General features: G+C 59.7%; 23 protein-coding genes. 6 read left to right on the plus strand and 17 right to left on the minus strand.

The window, feature by feature from the left end:
- Positions 1–3: 3 nt before the first annotated feature.
- A complete protein-coding gene (gene mazG / locus FS804_RS02615; protein WP_144574447.1) occupies positions 4–849 on the plus strand; it encodes a nucleoside triphosphate pyrophosphohydrolase in 846 nt (281 codons plus the stop codon).
- A gap of 97 nt (positions 850–946) precedes the next feature.
- Here mazG and hflX read toward each other — a convergent pair whose 3' ends face one another.
- The 8 genes from hflX to dusB all read right to left on the minus strand — a co-directional run bounded on the left by hflX (position 947) and on the right by dusB (position 11,692).
- The gene (hflX, locus tag FS804_RS02620; protein WP_233282472.1) at positions 947–2,368 is read right to left on the minus strand and encodes a GTPase HflX; all 1,422 of its coding nucleotides are present in this window, start codon (positions 2,366–2,368) and stop codon (positions 947–949) included.
- A gap of 102 nt (positions 2,369–2,470) precedes the next feature.
- Positions 2,471–2,713 (minus strand): RNA chaperone Hfq, encoded by a 243-nt coding sequence (gene hfq, locus FS804_RS02625; protein WP_003496145.1) that lies wholly within the window; start codon positions 2,711–2,713, stop codon positions 2,471–2,473.
- A gap of 184 nt (positions 2,714–2,897) precedes the next feature.
- Positions 2,898–4,301 carry a Trk system potassium transporter TrkA gene (trkA, locus tag FS804_RS02630; protein WP_256366754.1) on the minus strand — a complete coding sequence of 468 codons (1,404 nt, stop codon included), beginning with the start codon at positions 4,299–4,301 and terminating at the stop codon, positions 2,898–2,900.
- A 21-nt stretch (positions 4,302–4,322) separates the two neighbouring features.
- Positions 4,323–5,687 carry a sigma-54 dependent transcriptional regulator gene (locus FS804_RS02635; RefSeq protein ID WP_063949018.1) on the minus strand — a complete coding sequence of 455 codons (1,365 nt, stop codon included), beginning with the start codon at positions 5,685–5,687 and terminating at the stop codon, positions 4,323–4,325.
- A complete protein-coding gene (locus FS804_RS02640) occupies positions 5,677–7,938 on the minus strand; it encodes a PAS domain-containing sensor histidine kinase (protein ID WP_063949019.1) in 2,262 nt (753 codons plus the stop codon). The genes FS804_RS02635 and FS804_RS02640 overlap by 11 nt, the downstream gene beginning before the upstream one ends.
- 147 nt (positions 7,939–8,085) lie before the next feature.
- Positions 8,086–9,537, minus strand: coding sequence for a nitrogen regulation protein NR(I) (gene ntrC / locus FS804_RS02645; protein WP_063949020.1), 1,452 nt, complete (start codon positions 9,535–9,537; stop codon positions 8,086–8,088).
- Complete coding sequence (locus FS804_RS02650) at positions 9,534–10,679, minus strand: nitrogen regulation protein NR(II) (RefSeq protein ID WP_063949021.1); 1,146 nt, start codon at positions 10,677–10,679, stop codon at positions 9,534–9,536. The genes ntrC and FS804_RS02650 overlap by 4 nt, the downstream gene beginning before the upstream one ends.
- Positions 10,676–11,692 (minus strand): tRNA dihydrouridine synthase DusB, encoded by a 1,017-nt coding sequence (gene dusB / locus FS804_RS02655; protein WP_144574452.1) that lies wholly within the window; start codon positions 11,690–11,692, stop codon positions 10,676–10,678. The genes FS804_RS02650 and dusB overlap by 4 nt, the downstream gene beginning before the upstream one ends.
- A 275-nt stretch (positions 11,693–11,967) precedes the next feature.
- Here dusB and FS804_RS02660 point away from each other — a divergent pair, with 275 nt between their 5' ends.
- Both FS804_RS02660 and FS804_RS02665 read left to right on the plus strand, forming a co-directional pair.
- Positions 11,968–13,155 carry a bifunctional 2-C-methyl-D-erythritol 4-phosphate cytidylyltransferase/2-C-methyl-D-erythritol 2,4-cyclodiphosphate synthase gene (locus tag FS804_RS02660; protein WP_144576303.1) on the plus strand — a complete coding sequence of 396 codons (1,188 nt, stop codon included), beginning with the start codon at positions 11,968–11,970 and terminating at the stop codon, positions 13,153–13,155.
- Positions 13,152–13,661 carry a CinA family protein gene (locus FS804_RS02665; protein WP_144574455.1) on the plus strand — a complete coding sequence of 170 codons (510 nt, stop codon included), beginning with the start codon at positions 13,152–13,154 and terminating at the stop codon, positions 13,659–13,661. The genes FS804_RS02660 and FS804_RS02665 overlap by 4 nt, the downstream gene beginning before the upstream one ends.
- Here the strand turns inward: FS804_RS02665 and FS804_RS02670 are convergent.
- Both FS804_RS02670 and FS804_RS02675 read right to left on the minus strand, forming a co-directional pair.
- Positions 13,643–14,095, minus strand: coding sequence for a type II toxin-antitoxin system RatA family toxin (locus FS804_RS02670; protein ID WP_063949025.1), 453 nt, complete (start codon positions 14,093–14,095; stop codon positions 13,643–13,645). The two genes, FS804_RS02665 and FS804_RS02670, sit on opposite strands and share 19 nt — an antisense overlap.
- Before the next feature lie 9 nt (positions 14,096–14,104).
- The gene (locus FS804_RS02675; protein ID WP_144574458.1) at positions 14,105–14,674 is read right to left on the minus strand and encodes an AAA family ATPase; all 570 of its coding nucleotides are present in this window, start codon (positions 14,672–14,674) and stop codon (positions 14,105–14,107) included.
- A 238-nt stretch (positions 14,675–14,912) separates the two neighbouring features.
- Between FS804_RS02675 and FS804_RS24875 the strand changes: the two genes are divergently transcribed.
- The 3 genes from FS804_RS24875 to FS804_RS02685 all read left to right on the plus strand — a co-directional run bounded on the left by FS804_RS24875 (position 14,913) and on the right by FS804_RS02685 (position 16,972).
- On the plus strand, positions 14,913–15,089 hold the full coding sequence (locus tag FS804_RS24875) for a hypothetical protein (RefSeq protein ID WP_172801604.1): 177 nt from the start codon (positions 14,913–14,915) through the stop codon (positions 15,087–15,089).
- A gap of 125 nt (positions 15,090–15,214) precedes the next feature.
- On the plus strand, positions 15,215–15,949 hold the full coding sequence (locus tag FS804_RS02680; RefSeq protein WP_144574461.1) for an AraC family transcriptional regulator: 735 nt from the start codon (positions 15,215–15,217) through the stop codon (positions 15,947–15,949).
- Between the two features lie 93 nt (positions 15,950–16,042).
- Positions 16,043–16,972 carry a DMT family transporter gene (locus FS804_RS02685; protein ID WP_144574464.1) on the plus strand — a complete coding sequence of 310 codons (930 nt, stop codon included), beginning with the start codon at positions 16,043–16,045 and terminating at the stop codon, positions 16,970–16,972.
- A gap of 182 nt (positions 16,973–17,154) precedes the next feature.
- Here FS804_RS02685 and lipA read toward each other — a convergent pair whose 3' ends face one another.
- From lipA to pdhA, 7 genes are all read right to left on the minus strand, one after another.
- The gene (gene lipA / locus FS804_RS02690) at positions 17,155–18,126 is read right to left on the minus strand and encodes a lipoyl synthase (RefSeq protein ID WP_144574467.1); all 972 of its coding nucleotides are present in this window, start codon (positions 18,124–18,126) and stop codon (positions 17,155–17,157) included.
- A 102-nt stretch (positions 18,127–18,228) separates the two neighbouring features.
- Positions 18,229–18,477: a GlsB/YeaQ/YmgE family stress response membrane protein gene (locus FS804_RS02695; RefSeq protein WP_063949028.1), complete on the minus strand. Its 249-nt coding sequence runs from the start codon at positions 18,475–18,477 to the stop codon at positions 18,229–18,231.
- A gap of 96 nt (positions 18,478–18,573) precedes the next feature.
- A complete protein-coding gene (lpdA, locus tag FS804_RS02700; RefSeq protein ID WP_144574470.1) occupies positions 18,574–20,019 on the minus strand; it encodes a dihydrolipoyl dehydrogenase in 1,446 nt (481 codons plus the stop codon).
- A gap of 57 nt (positions 20,020–20,076) precedes the next feature.
- Positions 20,077–20,721 (minus strand): SGNH/GDSL hydrolase family protein, encoded by a 645-nt coding sequence (locus FS804_RS02705; protein ID WP_144574473.1) that lies wholly within the window; start codon positions 20,719–20,721, stop codon positions 20,077–20,079.
- A gap of 12 nt (positions 20,722–20,733) precedes the next feature.
- Positions 20,734–22,104, minus strand: coding sequence for a pyruvate dehydrogenase complex dihydrolipoamide acetyltransferase (locus FS804_RS02710; protein WP_144574477.1), 1,371 nt, complete (start codon positions 22,102–22,104; stop codon positions 20,734–20,736).
- A gap of 14 nt (positions 22,105–22,118) precedes the next feature.
- Positions 22,119–23,540 (minus strand): pyruvate dehydrogenase complex E1 component subunit beta, encoded by a 1,422-nt coding sequence (locus tag FS804_RS02715; protein ID WP_144574480.1) that lies wholly within the window; start codon positions 23,538–23,540, stop codon positions 22,119–22,121.
- Between the two features lie 17 nt (positions 23,541–23,557).
- Entirely contained in the window at positions 23,558–24,601 is a 1,044-nt protein-coding gene (gene pdhA, locus FS804_RS02720) for a pyruvate dehydrogenase (acetyl-transferring) E1 component subunit alpha (protein WP_004441604.1), read from the minus strand.
- Positions 24,602–24,750 lie beyond the last annotated feature (149 nt).

Here is a 24,750-nt window from a genome sequence, read left to right on the forward strand (position 1 = left end):
CACATGGAAGCCTCGAAGGATATTTCCCGCCTGATCGAGATCATGGAGGCGCTTCGCCAGCCGGAAACCGGTTGCCCCTGGGACATCGTCCAGACCTTCGAGACGATCAAGCCCTATACGATTGAGGAGGCCTATGAGGTGGCCGACGCAATCGAGCGCAATGATATGGACGACCTCTGCGAAGAGCTGGGCGACCTTCTGCTTCAGGTGGTGTTCCATGCGCGCATCGCCGAGGAACGGGGCGAGTTTGCTTTCGGGGACGTGGTGCATGCGGTGACCTCAAAGATGATCCGCCGCCACCCGCATGTTTTTGCTGTTTCCGATGCGGACACCGCCGACCGCGTGAAGCTGCAATGGGATGTGATAAAAGCCGAAGAAAAGCGCGAACGGGCGGAGCGACGCGTGCGCCGTGGCATCACCGAAGATTTCAAGGCCGGATTTCTTGGCGGCGTACAGCGCAGCCAGCCGGCGCTGACGGAAGCCTTGAAGTTACAGGAGCAGGCCGCGCGTGTCGGCTTTGACTGGTCCGACCCTGCTCCCATCCTCGACAAGATCGAGGAAGAAATCGCCGAGTTGCGCGAGGCGCTGGCGCAGGGACGGCCGGAACAGGTCTCCGACGAATTGGGCGACCTGATCTTTGCCCTCGTCAATATCGGCCGGCATGTCAAAGCCGATCCGGAAGATGCGCTGCGCGGCACGAATACAAAATTCCGCAGACGTTTCAATCACATCGAGACATCGCTCAGCGACAATGGGGAGACGCTGCAAGACGCGAGCCTCGATAGAATGGAAGAGCTGTGGCAGGCAGCGAAACGGATCGAGCGTTCGCTTGATTCGGTTTCACTCTGATCGTGCAGGTGCGGCGGCTGCGCCGGCTGGCGCCGCCAGAGGAACTGTGCGTCCCGCCAATCGCACCGACGTCATCCTTGCATCCTTTTCGAAGCGCTCAGCGCTCCCAGTCTTCCCGCTCGCTGATGGTCGTCTTGCCGAGCTTGCGCTCCAGCTCCGCAGCCTGCGCTTCCGATAGGCGCACATCGAGAGAAACCGATCCGTCCTCATGGTCTTCACGGCTATCGACGATGGAATTGCTGTAGACCCAGGAAATAAGCGGCAGCTGCTCCACCGAAAGCAGGACGGTCGTCTCCGTCAGCACACCGGACAGGCGCTTGGAAATCTCGTCCATGAGGGCATCGACGCCCTCGCCCGTTATCGCCGACACCGCACGGATATCCGATCGCCCCTCGGCACGGTGCATGATGGCGTCATGCGCTTCCGGATCAAGACGGTCGACCTTGTTCCAGACTTCGATGATGCGCTGCTCGGCTTCCTTCTCATCGATGCCGAGATCGCTGAGGATACGCAGCACGTCTGCCGATTGCGCCGCATTGTCAGGGTCGGACATGTCGCGGACATGCAGGATCAGATCGGCTTCGAGTACCTCTTCCAGCGTGGCACGGAAGGCCGCAACGAGGTGGGTCGGCAGATCAGAGATAAAGCCGACCGTGTCCGACAGGATAACTGTGCGGCCGTGCGGCAGCTTCATGCGTCGCAGAGTCGGGTCGAGCGTCGCGAACAGCATGTCTTCGGCCAGAACGCCAGCACCGGTGATGCGATTGAAAAGCGTCGACTTGCCAGCATTGGTGTAACCAACAAGAGCCACGATCGGATGCGGCACCTTGCGGCGCTTGGCGCGGTGCAGCTGGCGCGTGCGAACCACCTGCTCGAGCTCTTTTTCGAGCTTGACGATACGATCCTGCAGCAGCCGGCGGTCGGCTTCGATCTGCGTTTCACCCGGACCACCCATGAAGCCTGCGCCGCCGCGCTGGCGCTCAAGGTGGGTCCAGCTTCTGACAAGGCGACCCTTCTGGTAGTTCAGATGCGCGAGATCGACCTGCAGCGTGCCTTCCTTGGTGGAGGCGCGGCGGCCGAAGATTTCAAGGATAAGACCCGTGCGGTCGATGACCTTGGCGTTCCACTGTTTTTCGAGGTTGCGCTGCTGGACCGGCGTCAGCGGATGATCGACGATGACGAGGCCGGAATCGGTTTCATCAAGCAGATGACCGATTTCCTCGATTTTGCCGGTTCCGAACAATGTCGCCGGGCGTGGCTGGTTGACCGGAACGATAAGGCCTTGTGTCACGTCGAGATCGATGGCAAGCGCAAGCCCCTTCGCTTCCTCAAGCTTGGCTTCAACCGAGCGACCGGGTGCCACAGGTGCGGCCGGATCGCGATTGTCACGCTGCTGTTTGAGGACCGGAACGAGAACGACGGCGCGCATGTCGTCGCGGCGTTTTTCCTGCTCCGGGATGATCGATTCGTTCGAGGTGTCGCGTGTGGAAATGGGCTCGGCCTTATTTAATGGGTTCATGGCCGACCGCATCCGCGGGAACGGCCATTGGAAAGAACCTCGCGAAACGGGAAATGTTCCCGCTTCGGGTCAATCTAAAGCGAATAGGCGTCGAGGGAGGCTTCAGGCCGCGCCTTCTTCGCTTTCGAACATCTGCATCGGCTGACCGGGCATGATGGTCGAAATCGCATGCTTGTAAACCAGCTGCGAATGACCGTCACGGCGCAAAAGCACGCAGAAATTGTCGAAGGAGGTCACAACGCCCGTCAGCTTGACGCCGTTGATGAGGAAAATCGTGAGCGAGATCTTCTGCTTACGAACGGTGTTGAGGAAGAGATCCTGAAGGTTTTGAGAACGTTCCGCCATGGCGCCGCTTCTTTCTTTTTTGCCGGCAGGGATACCGGAAAATAATCAATCAATAATAAGCCGGCCGAGTCATGTCCCCCGCTTGGCCGACCTCAAACTCTGGTATCAAATCATGTTCCGTTCCGCAACGGTCAAAACAGTGTGACGGCTACGAGTATTGACCCGCATTTTCAATTCGGAACAGTCAAAAATATTGTATCGAAACCCGGAAAAGTTGTTCCACGTCCCGCACCGCATCGGCGGATGCAAAAAGCACGACGCGATCCTTCGCCTTGATCTTGGTGCTGCCGTCGGGGCGTATGACGATACCGTCGCGATAGATCGCGCCGATGCGTACCCCCTCGGGCATATCGATGTCGCGGAACGCCTGTCCCACAAGCGGCGAGGTTTCCAGCGCCTCCGCCTCGATGACCTCGGCAGAGCCGCGCTGGACCGCATAGACCGAACGGATACGACCCTTTCGAACGTGCTGGAGTACGCGCGAAATCGTCACGGCCCGCGGGTTGATGTAGGCGTCGAGACCAAGCGAATCTGCGACATCGTGGAACGACGTACTGTTCAGGAGCGCAAGGTTCGACTTGCAGCCAAGCTGCTTTGCCATGACAGCGGCCAGAATATTGGTCTGGTCATTGTTGGTGAGCGTGACGATCAGGTCCGCGTCCTGGATGTCTGCCTGCAGGAGGATTTTCTGGTCGAGCGCCGAGCCATGCATGACAATCGTCTGGCTGAGGTGTTCGGACGCTGCCACGGCCCTGTCACGGTCTGCCTCAATGATTTTCACCCGCGTCTTCGGCTGCATCTCCTCGATCTTGCTGGCGACGAAATGGCCGATATTGCCGGCACCTGCAATCACGATGCGTTGCGCTTCCTGTTCGTCATGGCCGAAAAGGCTCAAGGTGCGACGGGCGTGCTGGCGCTGGCATATTACATAGGCGAGGTCACCTACCCGCAACTGTTCCGCCGAATTGGCGACCTTAAGGATGCCATCGCGGTAGATGCCGACGACCGTAGCGACGAGGTCGGGAAAGAGGCTGGAAAGCTGCTGCAGCGGCGTGTTGATGACAGGGCAGTCTTCCATGCACTCGATGGCGAGCATGTAAACGGTGTCATCCGCAAAGCGCACGACGTCGGTTGCGCCGGGGAACGCGATGCGTCGCAGCACCATCTTGCCGACCTCGACCTCCGGGGAAATCGTCACGTCGATGGACATGTTTTCACGGCTGAAGAGATCGGCATATTCCGGCTTCAGATAACTCTGGTCGCGGATGCGGGCGATCTTGGTCGGCACGCTGAAGAGCGCGTGCGCCACTTCGCAGGCGACGATGTTGATCTCATCATGCAACGTCACCGCGATGATCATGTCGGCCTGATCGGCGCCCGCCTTGGCCAGCATGTCCGGATGCGCGCCGTGGCCGACATAGCCGCGCACATCAAGCGTTTCGGTGATCGCAGTGATGAGCGATGCTGCCGTGTCGATAACGGAAACGTCGTTATCTTCACGCGACAACTGTTCGGCGATGCCGTAACCCACCTGCCCTGCACCGCAAATGATGACTTTCATGCTGTCTCTCTGCCAGAATAATCCGATGCGGCGAAGCGCTCGACTTTCTTATACGCCGAGAGATTTTAGTTTGCGATGCAGTGCGGAGCGTTCCATGCCGACAAATTCCGCCGTGCGGGAAATATTGCCGCCGAACCGGTTGATCTGGGCCACAAGATAGTCCCGCTCGAACATCTCGCGGGCTTCGCGCAGCGGCAGGGTCATGATGTGCTGGTCGCCCTGCGCCGCTATCTTGGGCAGCATGTCGCCAATGTCAGATGGCAGCATGTCGGCCGAGATCGGCGCGTCACCGCCTTCAGGGCGGGCGAGAATCATCAGGCGCTCGATATTGTTACGCAGCTGACGGATGTTACCCGGCCAGTCATGCGTCTGGAGAACAGCCATGGCGTCGTCGCCGATCTTGCGGGGACGAATGCCCGCCTGTTCGGAAATCTGCCGCATGAACATATCGACGAGGAAAGGAATATCCTCGCGCCTTTCGGAAAGCGCCGGCACCTTCACCGGCACGACGGCAAGGCGATGATAGAGGTCTTCACGGAACGCCCCTTCCGCGATCAGGCTTTCAAGATGATGTGCGGTCGAGGAAATGATGCGCACATCCACCTTCACCCGCTTGCCGCCGCCGACACGTTCGAACTGCTGATCGACAAGAACGCGCAGGATCTTGTTCTGCGTCTCGCGCGGCATTTCGCCGACTTCATCGAGATAAAGAACGCCGCGATGGGCTTCTTCCAGAGCGCCCACCTTGCGCGGCTGGCCCGGCAACCCCTCCGTGCCGAAGAGTGCGATCTCCATACGATCAGGCGTGATCGTCGCCGCGTTCAGCGCCACGAAAGGACCGGTTGCCCGGGACGATTTCTTGTGAATCATGCGCGCCACGAGTTCCTTGCCGGAACCGGACGGACCCAGGATCATGATGCGGCTGTTGGTTGGCGCCACACGGTCGATGGTTTGACGTAGTTGCGACACTGCAAGCGACGCGCCGACGAGTTCAACTGCGTCGCCGGTGCGCTTCTTCAGCTCCTGAACCTCACGCTTCAGCTTGGAATTCTCAAGCGCCCGCTCGGCGATCAGGATCAGGCGGTCGGCCTTGAACGGCTTCTCGATGAAGTCGAAGGCTCCCCGCTTGATGGCGTTAACGGCTGTCTCGATGTTGCCGTGACCGGAAATCATCACGACCGGGATTTCAGGGTGGCGGCTCTTGATTTCGTCAAGCAGCGCCAGACCATCGAGCTTCGAACCCTGCATCCAGATGTCGAGAAAGATCAGGCGTGGTACCCGCTCTGAAATGGCGGCGAGCGCGCTGTCACTGTCAAAGGCCATTCGTGTCTCGTGGCCCTCATCGGAAAGAATGCCTGCTACGATTTCGCGAATGTCCGCCTCGTCATCCACGACCAGAATATCAGACGCCATATGCTGCTTCCTTGTTATTTTCGCTGCCGACCGCCTCGATATAGGGCAGCAGCACTCGGATCATGGCACCATGGCCATGGTCGAATTCGGCTGGGGCATCATGGAGTTCCAGATACCCGCCATGCTCTTCGATGATTTTCTTGACGATCGCGAGACCAAGGCCGGTGCCCTTGTCGCGCATGGTCATATAGGGTTCGAGAATGCGATGCCGGTTCTCGACGGGAAGGCCGCGGCCATTGTCGATGATATCAGCAACAAAACGGGAGTTGGCCTCGTCGAACGACGCGCGCACCAGGATTTTTCCCGGCCGCTTTTCGCCTTCCACCGCTTCGATGGCTTCCGTCGCATTCTTGATGAGATTGCCGAAGGCCTGACCCAACATCCGGGCATCAAACATCCCCTCCAGCGGGACATCGCCAAGCTCGGTGGAAAACTTCGTGTCAGCGGCGCTGATTTCGCGCAGGAAAGCCGCATCCTTCAGAATCGCCCGCAGGTCCGATTTTTCCTTCGTCGGCTTTGGCATGCGCGCGAAGGCGGAGAATTCATCGACCATGCGCCCAATGTCACCCACCTGCCGGACGATCGTATCGGTACACTGATCGAAGATGGCCCGGTCGTTTTCATCGATCTGCTTGCCGAAGCGGCGTTTGATGCGCTCGGCAGACAGCTGGATCGGCGTCAGCGGATTTTTGATTTCATGCGCGATGCGCCGGGCCACATCCGACCATGCGGTGGAGCGCTGCGCGATCACGAGATCGGTGATGTCGTCAAGGGTAATGACGTAGCTATCGCGGCTGTCGCGGGCATCCTCGCGCGTCACCTGCACATTCAGGGTACGCTCCTTGCCGCGTCGCATAATGTTGATCTGCTTTCGGAAGTTCCCGCGCGCCCAGGTATTGGCCTCGGTGACCACCTGCTCGATCTCGGGCGCGATATCAGACAGTTGTGCGCCAATGAGCTGATCCGATGTCTGCGCCAGAAACTCCTCGCCTGATGGATTGACGATGGTTATCCTGCGGTTCTCGTCAACACCGATGACGGCGGCGGTGACGCCTGATAGCACGGCTTCGATGAAGCGGCGGCGATCGTCAATATCGTCCTTGGCCTCGATGATCTGCTCCTGCTGGCTGCGCAGTTCCGACACCATTTTATTAAAGGTGCGCGACAGACGCCCAACGTCGCCATCGACGGCGCGCACCGGCACCAGCACATGCATGTTGCCGGTTGCCACGCTGTCCGCGGCGCCGATGAGAAGGCGGATCGGCCGCACGATCCGGTCCGCGACCGCAATCGCCGTCCAGATAGCGGCGAGCAACACAATCAGCGCAAAACCGAGATAGAGAATGGCGAAGGCGATCTGCAGCGGCGCGCGACCTGCTTCCATGGCCTTGTATTCCGCGCGGTTCTCCTCCATCAGCCGCATCGCGCCCATGACCTTAGGGTCGACGGCCCGGACCGTGTATAGGAAGGTGCCGCTGATGCCTTCGAGCTTGATGATGGCGCCAACGAGGTTGGTGATACCGGGCGGTATCAGCGTCGGCTGACCCGCGGCCGCCTTTTCAAGCGCGTCATGCGGAATGGCGGGAAGCGGCTTTTCGGTCTTGATATCGGCCTGCGCAACCGCATCACCGTCTTCCTGCACCAGAAACGCGCCGAGCAGGCCGCGTCCCTTGGCCTGGCGGGTCATCAGATCGATAAAGCCGGTACGGTCGAGGTAAAACAGCGCACGATTGCGATCGAGATCGGTCGCCATCGACAGGGTCTGGCCCTGAAGATAGCCGGCATTCTCCATCATATAGGCCTGGGCGATGTTGCTGGATGAATCGACGATCGACTGCGTGCGCAGCGAAAACCAGCGGTCGAGACCGACATTCAGCGTCAGGCTGGCGAAGATGGCGACGAGGACGGCGGGCGTGATCGCCACGATGGAGAAAAGGACGACAATGCGCACGTGAAGCCGTGCGGCCGCCCTTCCCTTTTTCCGGGCCTTGAGCAGCCGATTGATTTCGCGGCCGATCAGGAAGATCAGACCAATGACGAAGATCGAATTGATGATGACCGATGCGATGACGACGTTCGAGGTCGGGGCGATCGGTGTGACGCCAAGGAGGACGAAAAGGGTGATGATGGCGCAGACGAGCGCGACCCCCGCGAGCACAAGCCCCGGCAAAGCGAAAGACATCCGGCGATCGGCAACCACCATGCCCGCTGCTTCATCGGCAACGGCGTTTTCGGCGGCGGGTTTCCGCATGCACTACTCCCAATCGCTGGCCTACCAGCGTCACATTCACGAAAGTCGGACCGAATCCGCTGCTTAGCGAATCTTGAGCGTCCTAGTGTTGTCCAAGCAACACAATGTGGCGAAAATGCAACGACAACGACGGACTTGTCAACATCGTCAGGTTGGGCGGGAGCTGCGGTACACGGAAACGCCGAGCTCGCGGATTTTTTTGCGCAGCGTATTGCGGTTGAGGCCAAGCAAATCGGCGGCCTTGATCTGGTTGCCGCGTGTCGCCGTCAATGCTGCGAGGATCAGCGGATATTCGAGCTCGCGCAGCACCCGGTCATAGAGGCCGGGCGGCGGCAGGCCATCGCCAAAGCTCGCGAAATAGTCGCGCATGTTTTCTTCGACCGCCTGCGAGATCGTCAGCGAGCCGGTGCGGACAGCCATCTTGTCGAGCGGGCTGTCCGGCACATCCGACTGCAATTCCTGTTCTATGATCTCGCGGGTGATGACTTCCTGCGGATAAAGCGCCATCAGGCGGCGGATCAGGTTTTCGAGTTCGCGCACGTTTCCGGGCCAGGCATAGGCCTTCATGACTTCCAGCGCCTCATTCTCGAAACGCTTGCCCTCCAGCCCTTCCTTCTCGCCTGTCTGGATGAAATGGCGCACCAGATCAGGAATATCTTCGGCGCGGTCACGCAGCGGCGGAAGGCGTAGCGGGACGACGTTCAGGCGATAATAGAGGTCTTCGCGGAAAAGGCCCTGATTGATCGACTGCTTCAGATCCTTGTTGGTAGCGGCGACGATGCGGACGTCGGTGCGGATCGGTGTACGGCCGCCAACTGTCGTATATTCGCCCTGTTGCAGAACACGCAGCAGACGTGTCTGGGCATCCATCGGCATATCGCCGATTTCATCGAGGAACAGCGTGCCGCCCTCGGCCTGTTCGAAACGACCGGTGGAGCGGTTCTGGGCGCCGGTGAATGCACCCTTTTCGTGACCGAACAGTTCCGATTCGATGAGGTCCCTAGGTATTGCCGCCATGTTGATGGCGACGAAGGGGCCGTTGCGGCGCTTGCCGTAGTCATGCAGCGCGCGCGCCACCAACTCCTTGCCCGTACCGGATTCGCCCGTGATCATCAGCGTCAGATCGGTCTGCATCAGACGGGCAAGAACGCGGTAGATTTCCTGCATCGCGGCGGAGCGGCCCACGAGCGGCATCCCGTCCTGCATGTCGTCATCGAGTTTTGCCGGCTTGCGCTTCGGCTCAGACAAGGCACGGCCGATGATGGCGATCAGCTCCGTCAGATCAAAGGGCTTTGGCAGGTAGTCGTAAGCGCCCTTTTCCGAGGCCTTGATCGCCGTCATGAACGTGTTTTGCGCGCTCATGACAAGAACCGGTAAGTCCGGGCGCGCCTTCTTGATGCGCGGCAGAAGGTCGAAGGCGTTTTCATCCGGCATCACGACATCGGTCACGACGAGATCGCCCTCGCCTGCCGACACCCAGCGCCAGAGCGTCGCGGCATTGGAGGTGATTCGCACATCATAACCGGCGCGGCTCAGCGCCTGGTTCAGAACGGTGCGGATCGCGGCATCATCATCGGCGACGAGGATCGTAGCTGTCATCTGTCATTTCCTGTCGGGTTCGGCAAGCTGTCGTCAAGCGCCACTTCCGGCGAGACGGGCATCAATACGCGGAATGTCGTGCGGTGGTTCTGGCTGTCGCATTCGACGATGCCGCCATGGGCGCCGATGAGCTTGGCGACCAGCGCGAGACCCAGGCCCGAACCATTGGTCTTGGTGGTGATGAACGGATCGAAGAGATGCGGCAGCAGATCGGCCGGGACGCCCGGGCCGTTGTCATGCACGCAGAATTCCAGCGGCAGCGAGATGCGTTCGCGGCTGCCGGCAACCGAGAGACGGATGCCTGGCCGGTAGGCGGTCGTCAGCACGATCTCGCCATCCGGCTGGTTGGCTACGGCCTCGGCGGCGTTCTTCACCAAATTGAGAAACACCTGCACAAGCTGGTCGCGATTGGCATAAACTGGCGGCAGCGAGGGGTCGTAGTTCTCCGAAATCTTGATGTTTCGGGCAAAACCGGCCTTGGCAATCGCCTTCACGTGGTCGAGCACGGAGTGGATGTTGACCGGCATCCGGTCCACCGGCCGCTCGTCGGAAAACACTTCCATGCGGTCGACCAGAGAGACGATACGGTCCGTTTCATCGCAGATCAGCCGCGTCAGCGCCCGATCCTCATCGGCAACCGATGTCTCCAGCAGCTGTGCCGCGCCGCGAATGCCGGACAGGGGGTTCTTGATCTCATGCGCAAGCATGGAGGCAAGGCCGGTGACCGAACGGGCGGCGGCGCGGTGCGTCAATTGCCGGTCGATCTTGTCGGCCATCGACCGTTCCTGAAAGACGACCACGACGGAGCCGGGCTCGCTCACGACAGGCGCGACATAAAGATCCACCAGCTTGTCCTGACCAAGGCGCGGCGAACTCAGGTCAACGCGGTACTCGTTCACCGGCGCGCGGCGCTCCCGCACCTGATCGATGAGCGCCAGGAGCGGGCTGCCGAAGGGAATAAAGGTGGAGACGCGGTAGCGCGCAAGGTGCGAAGCGCTGGCGCCGAAAAACGCTTCTGCCTCCCAATTGGCGAAGGCAATGAAACCTTCGGCATCGACCAGAATGACCGGGTTCTGAACCGCGTTCAGCACCGCCATGGCGAGTGGGTTCGTATCTGCCGGGCTGTGTTTGTCAGCGCTCATGCGGCCTTCCTTGGGGCGTCATCGCCCGTAGTTGCGGAAAGGGCGCGGCGTAACCGGTCCGCCACCTCGCCCGTGTCACGCGATGTCATGATTTCGGCCTTCTCGGGCGTGGCGAGGTCAGGTGCAAATCGCTCGAGATACCAGCCCAGATGTTTGCGCGCATGCCGCAGGCCCGCTTCCCGTCCGTAAAATTCCAGCATCATCGCGTAATGTTCGACGGCGATTGCAGGGATATCGGCGCGATCCGGCGGCGCATGGCCTGCAAGGACCGCCGGCAGCCACGGCTGGCCCTGCGCACCGCGGCCGACCATGACCGCATCCGCGCCGGAACGACGCAGGATTTCGCGCGCATCTTCAGGCGTTTCAACATCGCCATTGGCTACCAGCGGTACGGCAACGACCTCGCGAACGGCGCGAATGGCATCCCAGTCCGCACGCCCTTCGTAAAACTGCATGCGAGTGCGCCCGTGAATGGTAATGAGCTGAACACCAGCCGCTTCGGCGCGGCGGGCAATCTCGGGCGCATTGATTGAATTTTCGTCCCAGCCGAGACGCATTTTCAGCGTCACGGGGACGTCGACGGCATTGACTGTTGCCTCGATGAGCGTAAGGGCATGATCGGGGTCCCGCATCAGCGCCGAGCCGGAATAACCGCCCGTCACCTTTTTGGCCGGACAGCCCATGTTGATATCGATGATGCCGGCGCCGTTGTCCGCGGAAATTTTTGCCGCCTCCGCCATGTAGTGCGCCTCGCGCCCGGCAAGCTGAACCATGTGCGGAACCATGCCGGCATTTTTCAGACGCGCCCAGGATTCGCCCCGGTTGGCGACGAGCTCGCGGCTGGCAACCATTTCGGTCACGACCAGACCCGCGCCATAATGCCAGGCAAGCTGCCGGAACGGTAGATCCGTCACGCCCGACATGGGCGCCAGCACGGCACGATTACGTATCGTGACTGAGCCGATGCTGAACGGTTCTGACAACTCCGGAAGATGCAATTGATGATCTTTCATGCAGAAGGTTTATTTGCATTATTTTTAGACAGTGTTTGTGCGGTTGCCAAGCACTTTTAGGTGCTTGCCCCTTTTATTTGCGGGGCAGCTGCCTGCCTGTTTTGCTGTCGGCAGCAATTTGTGCAGGTTTAAAGCACGATCGCAGTCTATCCCGCGACATCGAGGCGCGACTGTGCGTCTTATCGGGCTGGCCATTCGGGTTTTGAAACGCTAGAGCAGGACTGTCAACCGCTAAGGGTTGCGCACAAAGCATATGACCAATGCAGGAACGCACTATGAAACTCGGCATCGTCATCGTCGCCGCCGGACGCGGTGAAAGGGCAGGCTCTCCCGAGGAAGGTCCCAAGCAATATCGCTCGATCGGCGGTCGGGCCGTGATCGAGCACACGTTGGCGAGATTTCTCAGCTGGAACGACACCTCCCCTATCGTTGTGGTCAGCCATGCCGACGACGCAGCACTTCTTTCGCCGATCCTTCAACGACTAAGCGCGGGTGCGCGTATCCTTGTGGTCACGGGCGGTGCGTCGCGCCAGCAATCGGTGCTGGCCGGGCTGGAAGCGCTTGCGTCGGAAGAACCAACCCATGTGATGATCCACGACGGCGTACGGCCCTTCGTTGACGCCGACATGCTGGACCGCATCGTTGCGTTGCACGCGGCCGGAGCGGACGTTGTGCTGCCGGCCCTTGCCGTTACGGACACGCTAAAACGGGGCGATGACGGACACGCCGTGGAGACGGTGTCCCGGCAGGGGCTTTATGCGGCGCAGACACCGCAGAGTTTCGCTTATCGCGACATCCTGGCCGCCCATCGCGCCGCTGCTGCTTCCGGCAAAACGGACTTCACCGACGATGCATCGATTGCCGAGTGGGCTGGCATCCCTGTGGTGTTGACCGAGGGGTCGGTCGATAATGTCAAACTTACACTCAAGCGGGATATTACCATGGCCGATGAAAAGCTTTCTCTCGGATTGCCGGACGTTCGCACCGGCAATGGCTACGACGTGCACCAGCTGGAGGCCGGAGATGGCGTGACCCTATGCGGCATCTTCATCGAACATAATCAGAGACTGAAAGGCCATTCCGATGCCGACGTGGCGCTGCATGCGTTGACGGATGCACTGCTTGCCACCTGCGGCGCCGGCGACATCGGCGATCACTTCCCGCCCTCCGATCCGCAATGGAAGGGGGCCGCCTCACGCATTTTCCTCGAACATGCGGCCAAGGTGGTGCGGGACAATGGCGGCACGATCATGAATGCCGATGTCTCACTGATCGCTGAAGCACCGCGGATCGGGCCGCATCGGCAGGCCATGCGGGAAGCGCTTTCCGACATGCTCGGCATCGCGCTGGAGCGCTGCTCGGTAAAAGCGACAACCAATGAGACTATCGGCTTCGTTGGCCGCCGCGAGGGCATCGCAGCGATCGCTACGGCCACGGTCGTCTACAGAGGCAGACCGTTATGAGCCTCTTTCCGGCAGAGATTGAGGACATCGCGCAGCGGATCATCGCGGACTTCAGTGCCAGCGGCTTCATGGTAGCGACGGCGGAAAGCTGCACGGGCGGCTTGATCGCCGGTGCTCTGACGGACATTGCCGGTTCTTCCGCCGTCGTTGATCGTGGGTTCGTCACCTATACCAACGAGGCAAAGATGGACATGCTCGGTGTGCTTCCCGAAACACTGAGGGTTTTCGGTGCGGTGTCGCGAGAGACCGCGCTGCAAATGGTCCACGGCGCACTGTTTCGGTCGCGGGCCGATTGCGCGGTGGCTGTCACTGGTATCGCCGGTCCAGGCGGCGGATCCCTCGATAAGCCCGTTGGTCTGGTCCACCTTGCCGCACAGTCCCGCCGCGGGACGATCCTTCACCGTGAGATGCGGTACGGCGACATCGGCCGCACGGCTGTCAGGCTTGCAACGGTCAGAACCGCGCTTGAAATGCTGACAGAGATCAATCAGGCCGGGTCAGCATAAATCTTATCGGCACGTGCTTCGAAGGCTTCGGCAAACATACGGAAGGCGCGGTCGAACATGGAGCCCATGACCGCGCCGAGCAGCCGGTTCTTGAATTCGTAATCGATGAAGAAATGCACCGTCGAGCCGTTTTCCGTCGCCTCGAATCGCCAGCGATTGTCGAGGTACCGGAACGGGCCGTCGATATATTTTACGTCGATCGCGCGTTCTGCGGGGTTCAGCAGAACCTGTGTGGTAAAGGTCTCGCGAAACGCCTTGTACCCGACCGTCATATCGGCCACCAGTAGCTCCTTGCCATCCCTCTCCTTGCGGGAGCGGACGGTGAGAGCCTCGCATAGGGGCAGGAATTGCGGGTATTTCTCCACATCCGCCACGAGGTCGTACATGCGGTCTGGAGAATGTTTGACAAAACGATGCGTTTCAAACTTGGGCATGAGCGGCAGTTAATCCTCGATATGCAGAAGATCAAGGAGGCGACGCGTCTGTTTTCTGCTTTTCACCTGCCAGATCGGCACATCAGGCCCGTAGAGATCGAAGTTTCTCTCAAAGATCGGTGCGTGACGCCTCTCGAAATTCCAGATGTAGCGGAGAAATGCGCCGTCGAGCCTTTCCGGGCAACCGTCGGCCATCTCGGGTCTGGCTTTGCCAAATCCCTTGATGATTCGACTGATTGCGCCCCAGAGGCAAAGCCAGCGCGGCATACGGACCCAGATGACGATATCTGTTCGGGGCAAACGCAGATCAAAAGACGAGGGATTGCTTCCGTCCATCAGCCATCGTTCGCGGGAAACGAAGCGGGCTATGATCTGGCGCTGTTCGGACCGAGGGCGGGCTTGCCACCCGGGAAGCCAGAAAATCTCCCGGTCCATCGAGATGTATTCAAAGCCGAAACGCTGGACAAGCTTGCGCGAAAGCGTTGATTTGCCGCCGCCAGAACAGCCGACGATCATGATGCGCTGCGCCTTGGCAATGATTCCGGCGGCTTCTTCGACAGCATGAAGGTAGTTCGGCATTGTGCGTGACCTCATCCGCGTGTTCGACATTTACTGCCGCGCAATCCGGTACCATGACGGCGGCGCATGGCGGTTACGGAAAATTGACTATTGCAACCCCTCGCCTGGGATTGCTATTTAATTGCGACTAATATTACACCCATTGGATGCAAACGTGCCGGGCCCTCCCAATTTTCCCGCGCCTCTTCATCTCTGGGTACAGACCCACAAACAACGCTTTGAGCCACTGAGTGAGCCGATGGACGATTTTTCCAGTATCATCAACCTTCTCGAATCCGCCAAACAACTGGCATCGATGAACGAAATGCCCATGCTTGCCTATCTGATCGACGTCGCAAAATGCGAGGCGAGAGAAAACAAGCCGGTTCTGCGCAAGCGCAAGCGCGGCGAGTCGACCGCCAAGGAAGATGTCTGACCGTTAGGGGCGTGACGGCCGACTGACAAAGGCGGCTGGCACTAACTTCAAGGCGATGTCATAATCAAATGCTGAAGGGCCGCTTTCCGAGGCGGCCATTTCTTTGCACCATGGAATATCGTGTGATGACAGGCGCATCGGCCCACATCAGAAGTTACCGGCAGGAAAGGCCCGACGAGCGACACGCCTTCGTGCAGATCGTTCTCCCGGTTCGCGGCCGTTTGTGGATCGATGTCGCTGGTCGGCAGGAGGAACTGTCTTGCGAACGCGGGGTTTTCATTCACTCCGGAACGTCCCATGCGCAACGTGAAACGCCGGGCAACCATTCGCTGGTGGTCGAGCTCGATGAACATAGGATTTCCGAACGGGCCCTCGAAAAGCTATCCCACAATCCATTCCTCCATGTTGCCTCGGATACACGGCACTTGATCGACTTTATGCGCGGGGTCATCGGCTTAGACGGATGTCGCGACGATGTCGTCGGGCTTTGGGCACCCATGCTCATCGACAGTCTTGCCGGAGAAAAAACCGGGATACGCGCGCGCTTGCACAGCCTGGCTGCGCTGGTGGAAGCAGAACCTTTCTCTCCATGGACGATCGATCGATTGGCGACCTGCGTATCGATCAGCGAAAGTCGCCTTCATGCCTTGTTTATCGAGGAGTTTGGGCTTTCGCCTCACCGCTGGCTGGCCGGGCTTAGCATGCGCAAAGTTTGCGCCCTGTTGCAAAACCCGAGCCTTACAATCGCTGAAATTGCGCTCCGCGCCGGGTTTTCAGACCAGACGGCTTTGACCCGCGCGATGCGCCATATCGTTGGCGAAACACCGGCTGCCTATCGTCGCAGCCGCGGTATCCAGTGAACCGGCGGCCGTAGGCATCAGGAGTTTTTGTCAAGACAGCCTGTGACGGCTGTGGCACACCGCAGGCTGATGGCAATGCGGATGTGGCAGGACATGAACAGGACAGGTCTCGGTGTTTTTTACGGCATGCTGGCAGGGGCTATGTGGGGCGGCATCTTTCTCGCCCCCAAACTCGTGCCCGATTTTTCAGCCCTGCAACTGTCAACGGCGCGCTACCTGACCTACGGGCTGATTTCGCTTGCCATTATCGGGCCGCGCATGAAGCAGGTTTCAGCCCGCTTCGGCAAACAGGAGTGGATAGCGCTCGCCTGGCTGAGCATGATCGGCAATATCGTCTACTACGTCTTCATCTCGACTGCCGTTAAACTGAGCGGCGTTGCCTTTACCTCCATCATCATCGGCTTCCTGCCTGTTGCCGTGACCATTATCGGCAGTCGCGACCATGGCGCCGTTTCGCTACGCCGGCTCTGGCCGTCGCTACTATTTGGCGCGATCGGCATTGTCGGCATTTCGTGGCAATCGCTCATGCAGAGCGACGGTGGTTTTGACATCTCCCGCGTCGTCGGCCTCATCTGCGCGCTCGGCGCGCTGGCCTCCTGGACAGCCTTTGCCGTCGGGAACGCGCGTTGGCTTTCGAGACTGAAGGACGTCAGCGCCGACGACTGGAACATGATGACCGGTGTTGTGACTGGCGCACTGGCGCTGGCCCTTGCCATTCCTGCCTTCGCATTTGGGTCAGGAACCCACGACGCAGCAGACTGGCTTCATTTCGCCGCCATCGCCGCCGGGCTGGGTTTCACGGCGTCCATCCTCGGTAACGCCTTTTGGAACCGCATGAGCCGCATGCTCCCGCTGACCATGGTCGGGCAGATGATCCTGTTCGAAACCCTGTTTGCGCTGCTCTATGGGTTTCTGTGGGAGGGGCGCGGGCCGACATCGATCGAAGCCATCGCAATCTGCGCCGTCGTGCTGAGCGTTGCCCTGTGCATGCGCGCGCATCGGGCGGAAAAGCTCATGGCGTGAGCGATCAGGATAGCTTCAGTTTCCGCCTTAACGGCCTTCAGCCATTATCCAGCGAGCCCAAGTCTATGAGCTCAAAAAGCCTTCCCGCCGCTCCGACGCGCGTCGGCGAACTTCCGCCTTAGGGGCGGAATGATAGAGTGATAGACGCACCATGGGCGCGAAACTGCCCTGCCTGAGCTTGCTTACTCCGCAGCCACCAGCAGCTTCTTTTCGCGGGCCGCGCGCAGGCGCTCGAAATCGTCACCGGCATGGTGGGAAGAACGGGTCAGCGGGCTGGAAGAGACCATGAGGAAGCCCTTGGTATAGGCCACCGTCTCGTAGGACTTGAATTCCTCAGGCGTGACGTAAGCCTCAACCTTGTGGTGCTTGCGGGTCGGCTGCAGATATTGGCCGATGGTCAGGAAGTCCACGTCGGCGCTGCGCAGATCATCCATCAGCTGCAGCACTTCATTGCGCTCTTCACCGAGGCCAACCATGATACCAGACTTGGTGAACATGGTGGGATCGAGTTCTTTTACCCGTTGCAACAGGCGCACGGAGTGGAAGTACCGCGCACCCGGACGAACCGTGAGGTAATTGCCCGGAACGGTTTCCATATTGTGGTTGAAGACATCAGGCTTGGCGGCGACGACACGCTCCAGAGCGCCAGGCTTCTTCAGGAAGTCTGGCGTCAGGATTTCGATGGTCGTCGTCGGAGACGCGGCGCGGATCGCCCAGATCACCTTTTCGAAATGTTCAGCGCCGCCATCCGCAAGATCATCACGGTCGACAGAGGTGATGACGACGTGGGAAAGGCCCATCTGCTTGACGGCCTTGGCGACGTTCTCAGGCTCGTTCATATCGAGCGGATTGGGCTTGCCGGTCGCGACATTGCAGAAGGCGCAGGCACGGGTGCAAATCTCGCCCATGATCATGAAGGTCGCGTGTTTCTTGTCCCAGCATTCGCCGATATTTGGACAGCCGGCTTCCTCGCACACGGTCACCAGCTTGTGGCTGCGCACCAGCCCGCGTGTCTCGTGGTAACCCTTCGAGGTCGGCGCCTTGACGCGGATCCATTCGGGCTTGCGCATCACCTCGGTATCGGGCTTGTGCGCCTTTTCCGGATGGCGGATACGCTTTTCGTCGGATGACGTCCTGTCGAGAATAGTGACCATAAAAACCTGCTTCCATCGCCCTTGGCGATCCAGACATCTTTGGTGCGATGCTTTAGAACAATTCCAGAAAAAGCGTAAGCCCCTTCCGGTCACGAAGCCTTGTCATCGCCGCACGAGCTTTGCCATGAACAGCAACAGGCTTGCGCCGAGAAACGAGGTGACGAAATAACCGAGCCTGCTATCCTGTACGAAGACATCGAAGGTTCGCAGCACCGCAACGGCCACCACCGAACCGACAATGCCAAGCACGATGTTCATGAAAATGCCGAAACGCATATCCATGAGCTTGCCCGCAAGCCAGCCGGCGAGACCGCCGATGATGATTGCTGCAATCCAGCCTACACTTTCCATTCCCACGCTCCCTGAAACAACAGCCCCGCCTTAAGGCTTCATCGAGACATATGGGACACCCGGCATGGTTAGACAATGCCGGGCATCACGGGGCACTTATGCGTTCAGCACACGGCCATAGGCGTCGAGCACGCTTTCCTTCATCGACTCGGAAATGGTCGGATGCGGGAAGATCGTGTGCATCAGGTCTTCTTCGGTCGTCTCCAGATTCATGGCGACCACGAAGCCCTGAATGAGTTCGGTGACTTCCGCGCCCACCATATGTGCGCCGAGCAGCTCGCCGGTCTTCTTGTCGAAGATGGTCTTGACCATACCCTGGTCTTCGCCGAGCGCAACCGCCTTGCCGTTTGCCGCAAAAGAGAAGCGGCCAACGCGGATGTCGCGGCCCTGTTCCTTGGCCTTGGCTTCGGTGAGACCGACAGAAGCGACCTGAGGATTGCAATAGGTGCAGCCCGGAATCTTGAGCTTGTCCATGGGATGCACATTCGGCAGACCGGCGATCTTTTCGACGCAGATGACAGCCTCGTGCTCAGCCTTGTGGGCGAGCAGTGGCGGACCCGCGACGTCACCGATGGCGTAGATACCGGGCACGTTGGTCTTGCCGTAACCGTCGATGACGATGAAGCCGCGATCGGTCTTCACGCCGGCAGTCTCAAGGCCGATGCCCTCGATGTTGGCAACGACGCCGACGGCGGAGATCATCCGATCGGCCGTAATCTTTTCAGAAGAACCGTCCTTCTTCTCCAGCGTCGCGGTGATGGAGTTCGCGCCCTTCTCCACCTTGGAAACCTTGGTTTCCAGATGGATCTTCATGCCCTGCTTCTCGAGCTGCTTCTTGGCGAAGGCAGAGATTTCGGCATCTTCGACCGGCATGACCTGGTTCATGATTTCGACAACGGTCACGTCGACGCCCATGGTGCGGTAGAAGCTGGCGAATTCGATGCCGATGGCGCCAGAGCCCATGACGAGCAGCGACTTCGGCATTTCTTCCGGCTTCATCGCCTCGAAATAGGTCCAGATCAGCTTGCCATCCGGCTCGATGCCGGGCAGCGCGCGCGGGCGGGCGCCCGTTGCGACGATGATGTGCTTGGCAGTGTAAGTGCCCTCGCCCAGCGTGTTTTTCGGCACGGGCCCCTGGGGCTGAACCACCGGCTTGGTGGATTTGCCGACGACGATCTCGCCCGGCTTGGTGATCTTGGCTTCACCCCAGATGATATCGACCTTGTTCTTCTTGAACAGGAAACCGACGCCATTGTTCATGCGGGCTGCAATGCCGCGCGAGCGCGCCACGATTGCCTTGACGTCCGGCTTGATCGACCCTTCCAGCGTCAGGCCGTAATCCTTGGCGTGGGTGGCGGTGTGCATGACATCGGCGGTGCGCAGCAAGGCCTTGGTGGGAATGCAGCCCCAGTTGGAGCAGATGCCGGCCAGATGCTCACGCTCCACGACGGCAACCTTCATGCCGAGCTGGGCTGCGCGGATCGCGGCAATGTAGCCGCCCGGTCCCGAACCGATGATGATGACGTCATATGATTGAGCCATTGGAAATCCTGCCTTGTCCTATCGGGTCGCGAGCAGCGCCACGACCGGGAATTGTTCTTAAAGTCCGAGCATCATGCGGACGACGGGCTCCAGCCCTCGTCCGATGGCCCGCGTATTTTCAGCATCGAGATGGACACCATCCACCGGCGTCGTGCGCGCCACGGAACCCGCATCGAAAAAGCCGCAATCGAGCTCGTCGGCCAGATCCCGGTAAACGGAGGCCAGCATCGCCGATTCATCGATCGCATCGCGAAAGATCGCGCCCATAAACGGATTGGCCGTCTCGCACAGCGGCGGCGGGGCGACGATCAGCACGTCGGGCGCCTCCCAGTCCGGGACCTGCCAGATGTGGTTGCGCGTGAGTTTCACCAGCCGTTCGACACCCTTCATGGCGACAATTGCCGATCCATGGATCGATGGCTTCATGTCGTTGGTGCCGAGCATGATAATTACCAGATCAAGCGGGGCATGGCTGTGCAGCAACGTCGGAAGAATCCGCGCGCCGTTGCGGTCGCAATCGGCGGTGTTATCGTCATAAGCGGTAGTGCGACCGCCCAGCCCTTCGTGGATCACATGCACGTCGGAACCGAGCGCCTTCTGCAAGACGCTCGGCCAAAGATCGTCATGGCTGTGCCGGCCACCCGTTTCCGCATTTGATCCCCAGGTCAGAGAATCGCCAAAGCAGAGGACCGACTTCACCATCTCACTCTCCGATCAAACCAGCATGCCCATCGGGTTTTCGATGTAGCGCTTGAAGGCGCCGATCAGTTCGGCTCCGAGCGCGCCATCGACACAGCGGTGGTCGGTGGAGAGCGTGACCGTCATGACATTGGCGATCTTGATCTCGCCATTCTTGACGACAGCGCGTTCTTCACCCGCGCCGACGGCCAGGATGGTGGCATGTGGCGGGTTGATGACAGCCGAGAAGCTTTTTACGCCCATCATGCCCATGTTGGACACGGCGGTCGTGCCGCCCTGATATTCCTCAGGCTTCAGCTTGCGTTCTTTCGCGCGCTTGCCGTAGTCCTTCATCTCGTTGGAGATGGTGGAGAGCGACTTCTGCTCAGCCTTGCGGATGATCGGCGTGATCAGGCCACCGGGAATGGACACGGCAACGCCGACATCCGAATGTTTGTGCTTGACCATGGCGCTTTCCGTCCAGGAGACGTTGGCGTCAGGCACGTCACGAAGTGCCAGCGCCAGCGCCTTGATGACCATGTCATTGACCGACAGCTTGTAGGCCGGCTTGCCGTCCTTTTCGGGGGCAGCGGCGTTGAGCTGGGCCCGCAGCGCCAGAAGCGTGTCGAGTTCGCAATCCACGGAAACGTAGAAATGCGGAACCGTCTGCTTGGATTCGACCAGACGCTTGGCGATGACCTTGCGCATGCCGTCATGCGGCACAAGCTCGTAGGAGCCTTCTTCGAACAGCTTGAGAACGGCCTCGTCCGACTGGCCCTTGGCAAGCGCCGGAGCCGGTGTGCCTGCGGATGCAGCAGCGGCGGGAGCAGCCTTCGCACCGCCGGAGGCGGCAGCCTTTTCGACGTCGGTCTTGACGATACGGCCATGCGGGCCGGAACCGGAAACGCCCGACAGGTCGAGACCGGCTTCTTTGGCAAGACGGCGCGCAAGCGGCGACGCGAAGATGCGCTCGCCAGACTTGGAAACCGGCGCTGGCGTAGACGAAGCAGCAGGCTGGTCGGCAACCGGCTTTTCAGCCTTTGCCGGGGCAGCCTCTTCCTTCGGCGCTTCCGCCTTGACGGCATCCTGCTTGGGAGCTTCCGCCTTTGCCTCAGCCTTGGCAGGAGCGGCATCGCCGCCCTTTGCCGCCTCGCCCACATCCTCGCCATCGGCGGCGAGGATTGCGATGAGAGCGTTGACCTTCACGGCCTCCGTTCCAGCCGGCACGACCAGCTTGGCAACGGTGCCTTCGTCCACGGCTTCCACTTCCATGGTCGCCTTGTCGGTCTCGATCTCGGCGATCACGTCACCGGGAGCGACCTTGTCGCCTTCCTTGACCAGCCACTTGGCCAGATTGCCCTCTTCCATCGTCGGAGAAAGGGCAGGCATGGTGATATTGATAGGCATCGAAACGCCTCCCCTTACTTGTAGCAGACGGTTTTGACGGCCTGAACGACTTCATCGACATTCGGAAGCGCCAGCTTCTCCAGATTGGCCGCGTAAGGCATCGGAACGTCCTTGCCGGCAATCGTTAGGATCGGCGCGTCGAGATAATCGAAAGCAGCGCGCTGGACCTGGTTGGAGATGAAGTCACCGACCGATGACTGCGGGAAACCTTCTTCGACAGTAACGAGACGGCCGGTCTTCTTCACCGATTCGATAACGGTCGGCAGGTCCATCGGACGGATGGTGCGCAGGTCGATCAATTCGACGTCGATGCCGAGTTTTTCCAGTTCCGCAACAGCCTTGACCGCATAGGTCATGCCGATACCGAAGGAAACGATGGTTGCATCCTTGCCCTTGCGATGAATGCGCGCCTTGCCGATCGGCAACACGAAATCATCGAGCTTCGGCACTTCGAAGCTCTGGCCATAGAGAATTTCGTTCTCGAGGAAGATGACCGGGTTCGGATCGCGGATAGCTGCCTTCAAAAGACCCTTCGCATCGGCAGCCGTATAGGGCATGACGACCTTGAGGCCCGGAATATGGCTGTACCATGCGGCGTAACATTGGGAGTGCTGGGCCGCAACGCGGGCAGCAGCACCCGAAGGACCACGGAACACCATCGGCGCGCCCATCTGGCCGCCCGACATGTAAAGGGTCTTGGCCGCCGAGTTGACGATCTGGTCGATCGCCTGCATGGCGAAGTTGAAGGTCATGAATTCGACGATCGGCTTCAGGCCGGTCATGGCTGCACCGACGCCGATGCCGGCAAAGCCGTGTTCGGTGATCGGGGTGTCGATGACGCGGCGCTCGCCGAATTCCTGCAGCAGGCCCTGGGTAATCTTGTAAGCGCCCTGATATTCGGCGACCTCTTCACCCATGATGAAGACTTTTTCATCGGCGCGCATTTCTTCAGCCATGGCGTCACGCAGCGCTTCACGCACCGTCGTCGTCACCATTTCAGTGCCCTCTGGAATGTCCGGGTCGGCGGCGACGTCGATCTTGGGTGCTGCCGGAACCTTCGCGGCTTCCTTGGAAGCGCTCGGCTCTTCGGTGGCTTCGCGGGTTTTGCCGCCGGCGGCATCAGAACCCGAGTTGGCTGCTTCGGCCTTCGGCTCTTCCTTCTTGGCAGCGGAAGAGATGTCGTCGGCGCTTTCGCCTTCCTGGATGAGCACGGCTATCGGGGTGTTGACCTTGACGCCTTCGGTGCCGGCATCGATCAGCAGTTTGCCGATGACGCCTTCATCCACGGCTTCCACTTCCATGGTCGCCTTGTCGGTTTCGATCTCCGCGATCACGTCGCCGGAGGTGACCTTGTCGCCTTCCTTTTTAAGCCATTTGGAAAGCGTACCTTCCTCCATGGTCGGGGAAAGGGCGGGCATAAGAATTTCTACAGGCATGGGTTTCCCTTTCCCGATCAGAGCAGAATGTCGGTGTAGAGCTCGGATGCATCCGGCTCGGGGTCGTTCTGGGCGAAGTCGGCGCTGTCGGCAACGATATCACGGACATCCTTATCGATGGCCTTCAATTCGTCTTCGCTGGCCCAGCCCTGCTCCAGAAGGCGTGCCTTCACCTGCTCGATCGGATCATGTTCCGAACGCATCTTCTGCACTTCATCCTTGGAACGGTACTTCGCCGGGTCGGACATGGAGTGACCGCGGTAACGGTAGGTCAGCATTTCAAGAATGATCGGGCCCTTGCCGGAACGGCAATGTTCCAGCGCCTGATCGGCTGCGGCCTTGACGGCGCGGACATCCATGCCATCCACCTGGATACCGGGGATGCCGAAGGACTGGCCGCGCAGCGAATAGTTCGACTGTGCGGTTGCGCGGGCGGTCGAGGTGCCCATGGCGTAACGGTTGTTTTCGACGATATAGATGATCGGCAACTTCCAGAGAGCTGCCATGTTGAAGCTCTCGTAGACCTGGCCCTGGTTCGCCGCGCCGTCACCGAAGTAGGTTACGGAGACGTTGTCGTTACCGCGATAGCGGTTGGCGAATGCGAGGCCGGTGCCGAGAGAGACCTGTGCGCCGACGATGCCGTGACCGCCATAAAAATGCTTCTCTTTCGAGAACATGTGCATGGAGCCGCCCTTGCCTTTCGACAGGCCGCCCTTGCGGCCGGTCAGTTCGGCCATGACGCCACGGGCGCTCATGCCGCAGGCGAGCATGTGACCGTGGTCGCGATAGGCGGTGATGACCTGATCACCTTCCTTCTGCGCCATCTGCATGCCGACGACGACAGCTTCCTGACCGATGTAGAGGTGACAGAAACCACCGATGAAGCCCATGCCATAGAGCTGGCCGGCCTTTTCTTCGAAACGGCGGATCAGCAGCATTTCACGATAGGCGTGAAGCTCTTCTTCCTTCGAGAAGTCCGGGCTGTTCTTGCCGGTGAATTCGGTTGCGGACTTTGCCGTTGTCTTCCGGCCGGATACGGTCGCTGATTTTCGCGGCGCCATTCATCCCTCCCTGAGTTGCCGTTTGAATGGATAGAGTGGCGCGTACCATATGCAAGAAAGCGCCATGCAGCAATGCTATAAACGCATGGCACATATTCACGCTAAGATGCTGTGAATAAATCAAAAATGTTGAATTAACCGAATTTCGG

Origin of the sequence: Agrobacterium sp. DE0009, assembly GCF_007680755.1 — a bacterium.
GTDB classification, from domain to species: Bacteria; Pseudomonadota; Alphaproteobacteria; order Rhizobiales; family Rhizobiaceae; genus Agrobacterium; species Agrobacterium tumefaciens_B.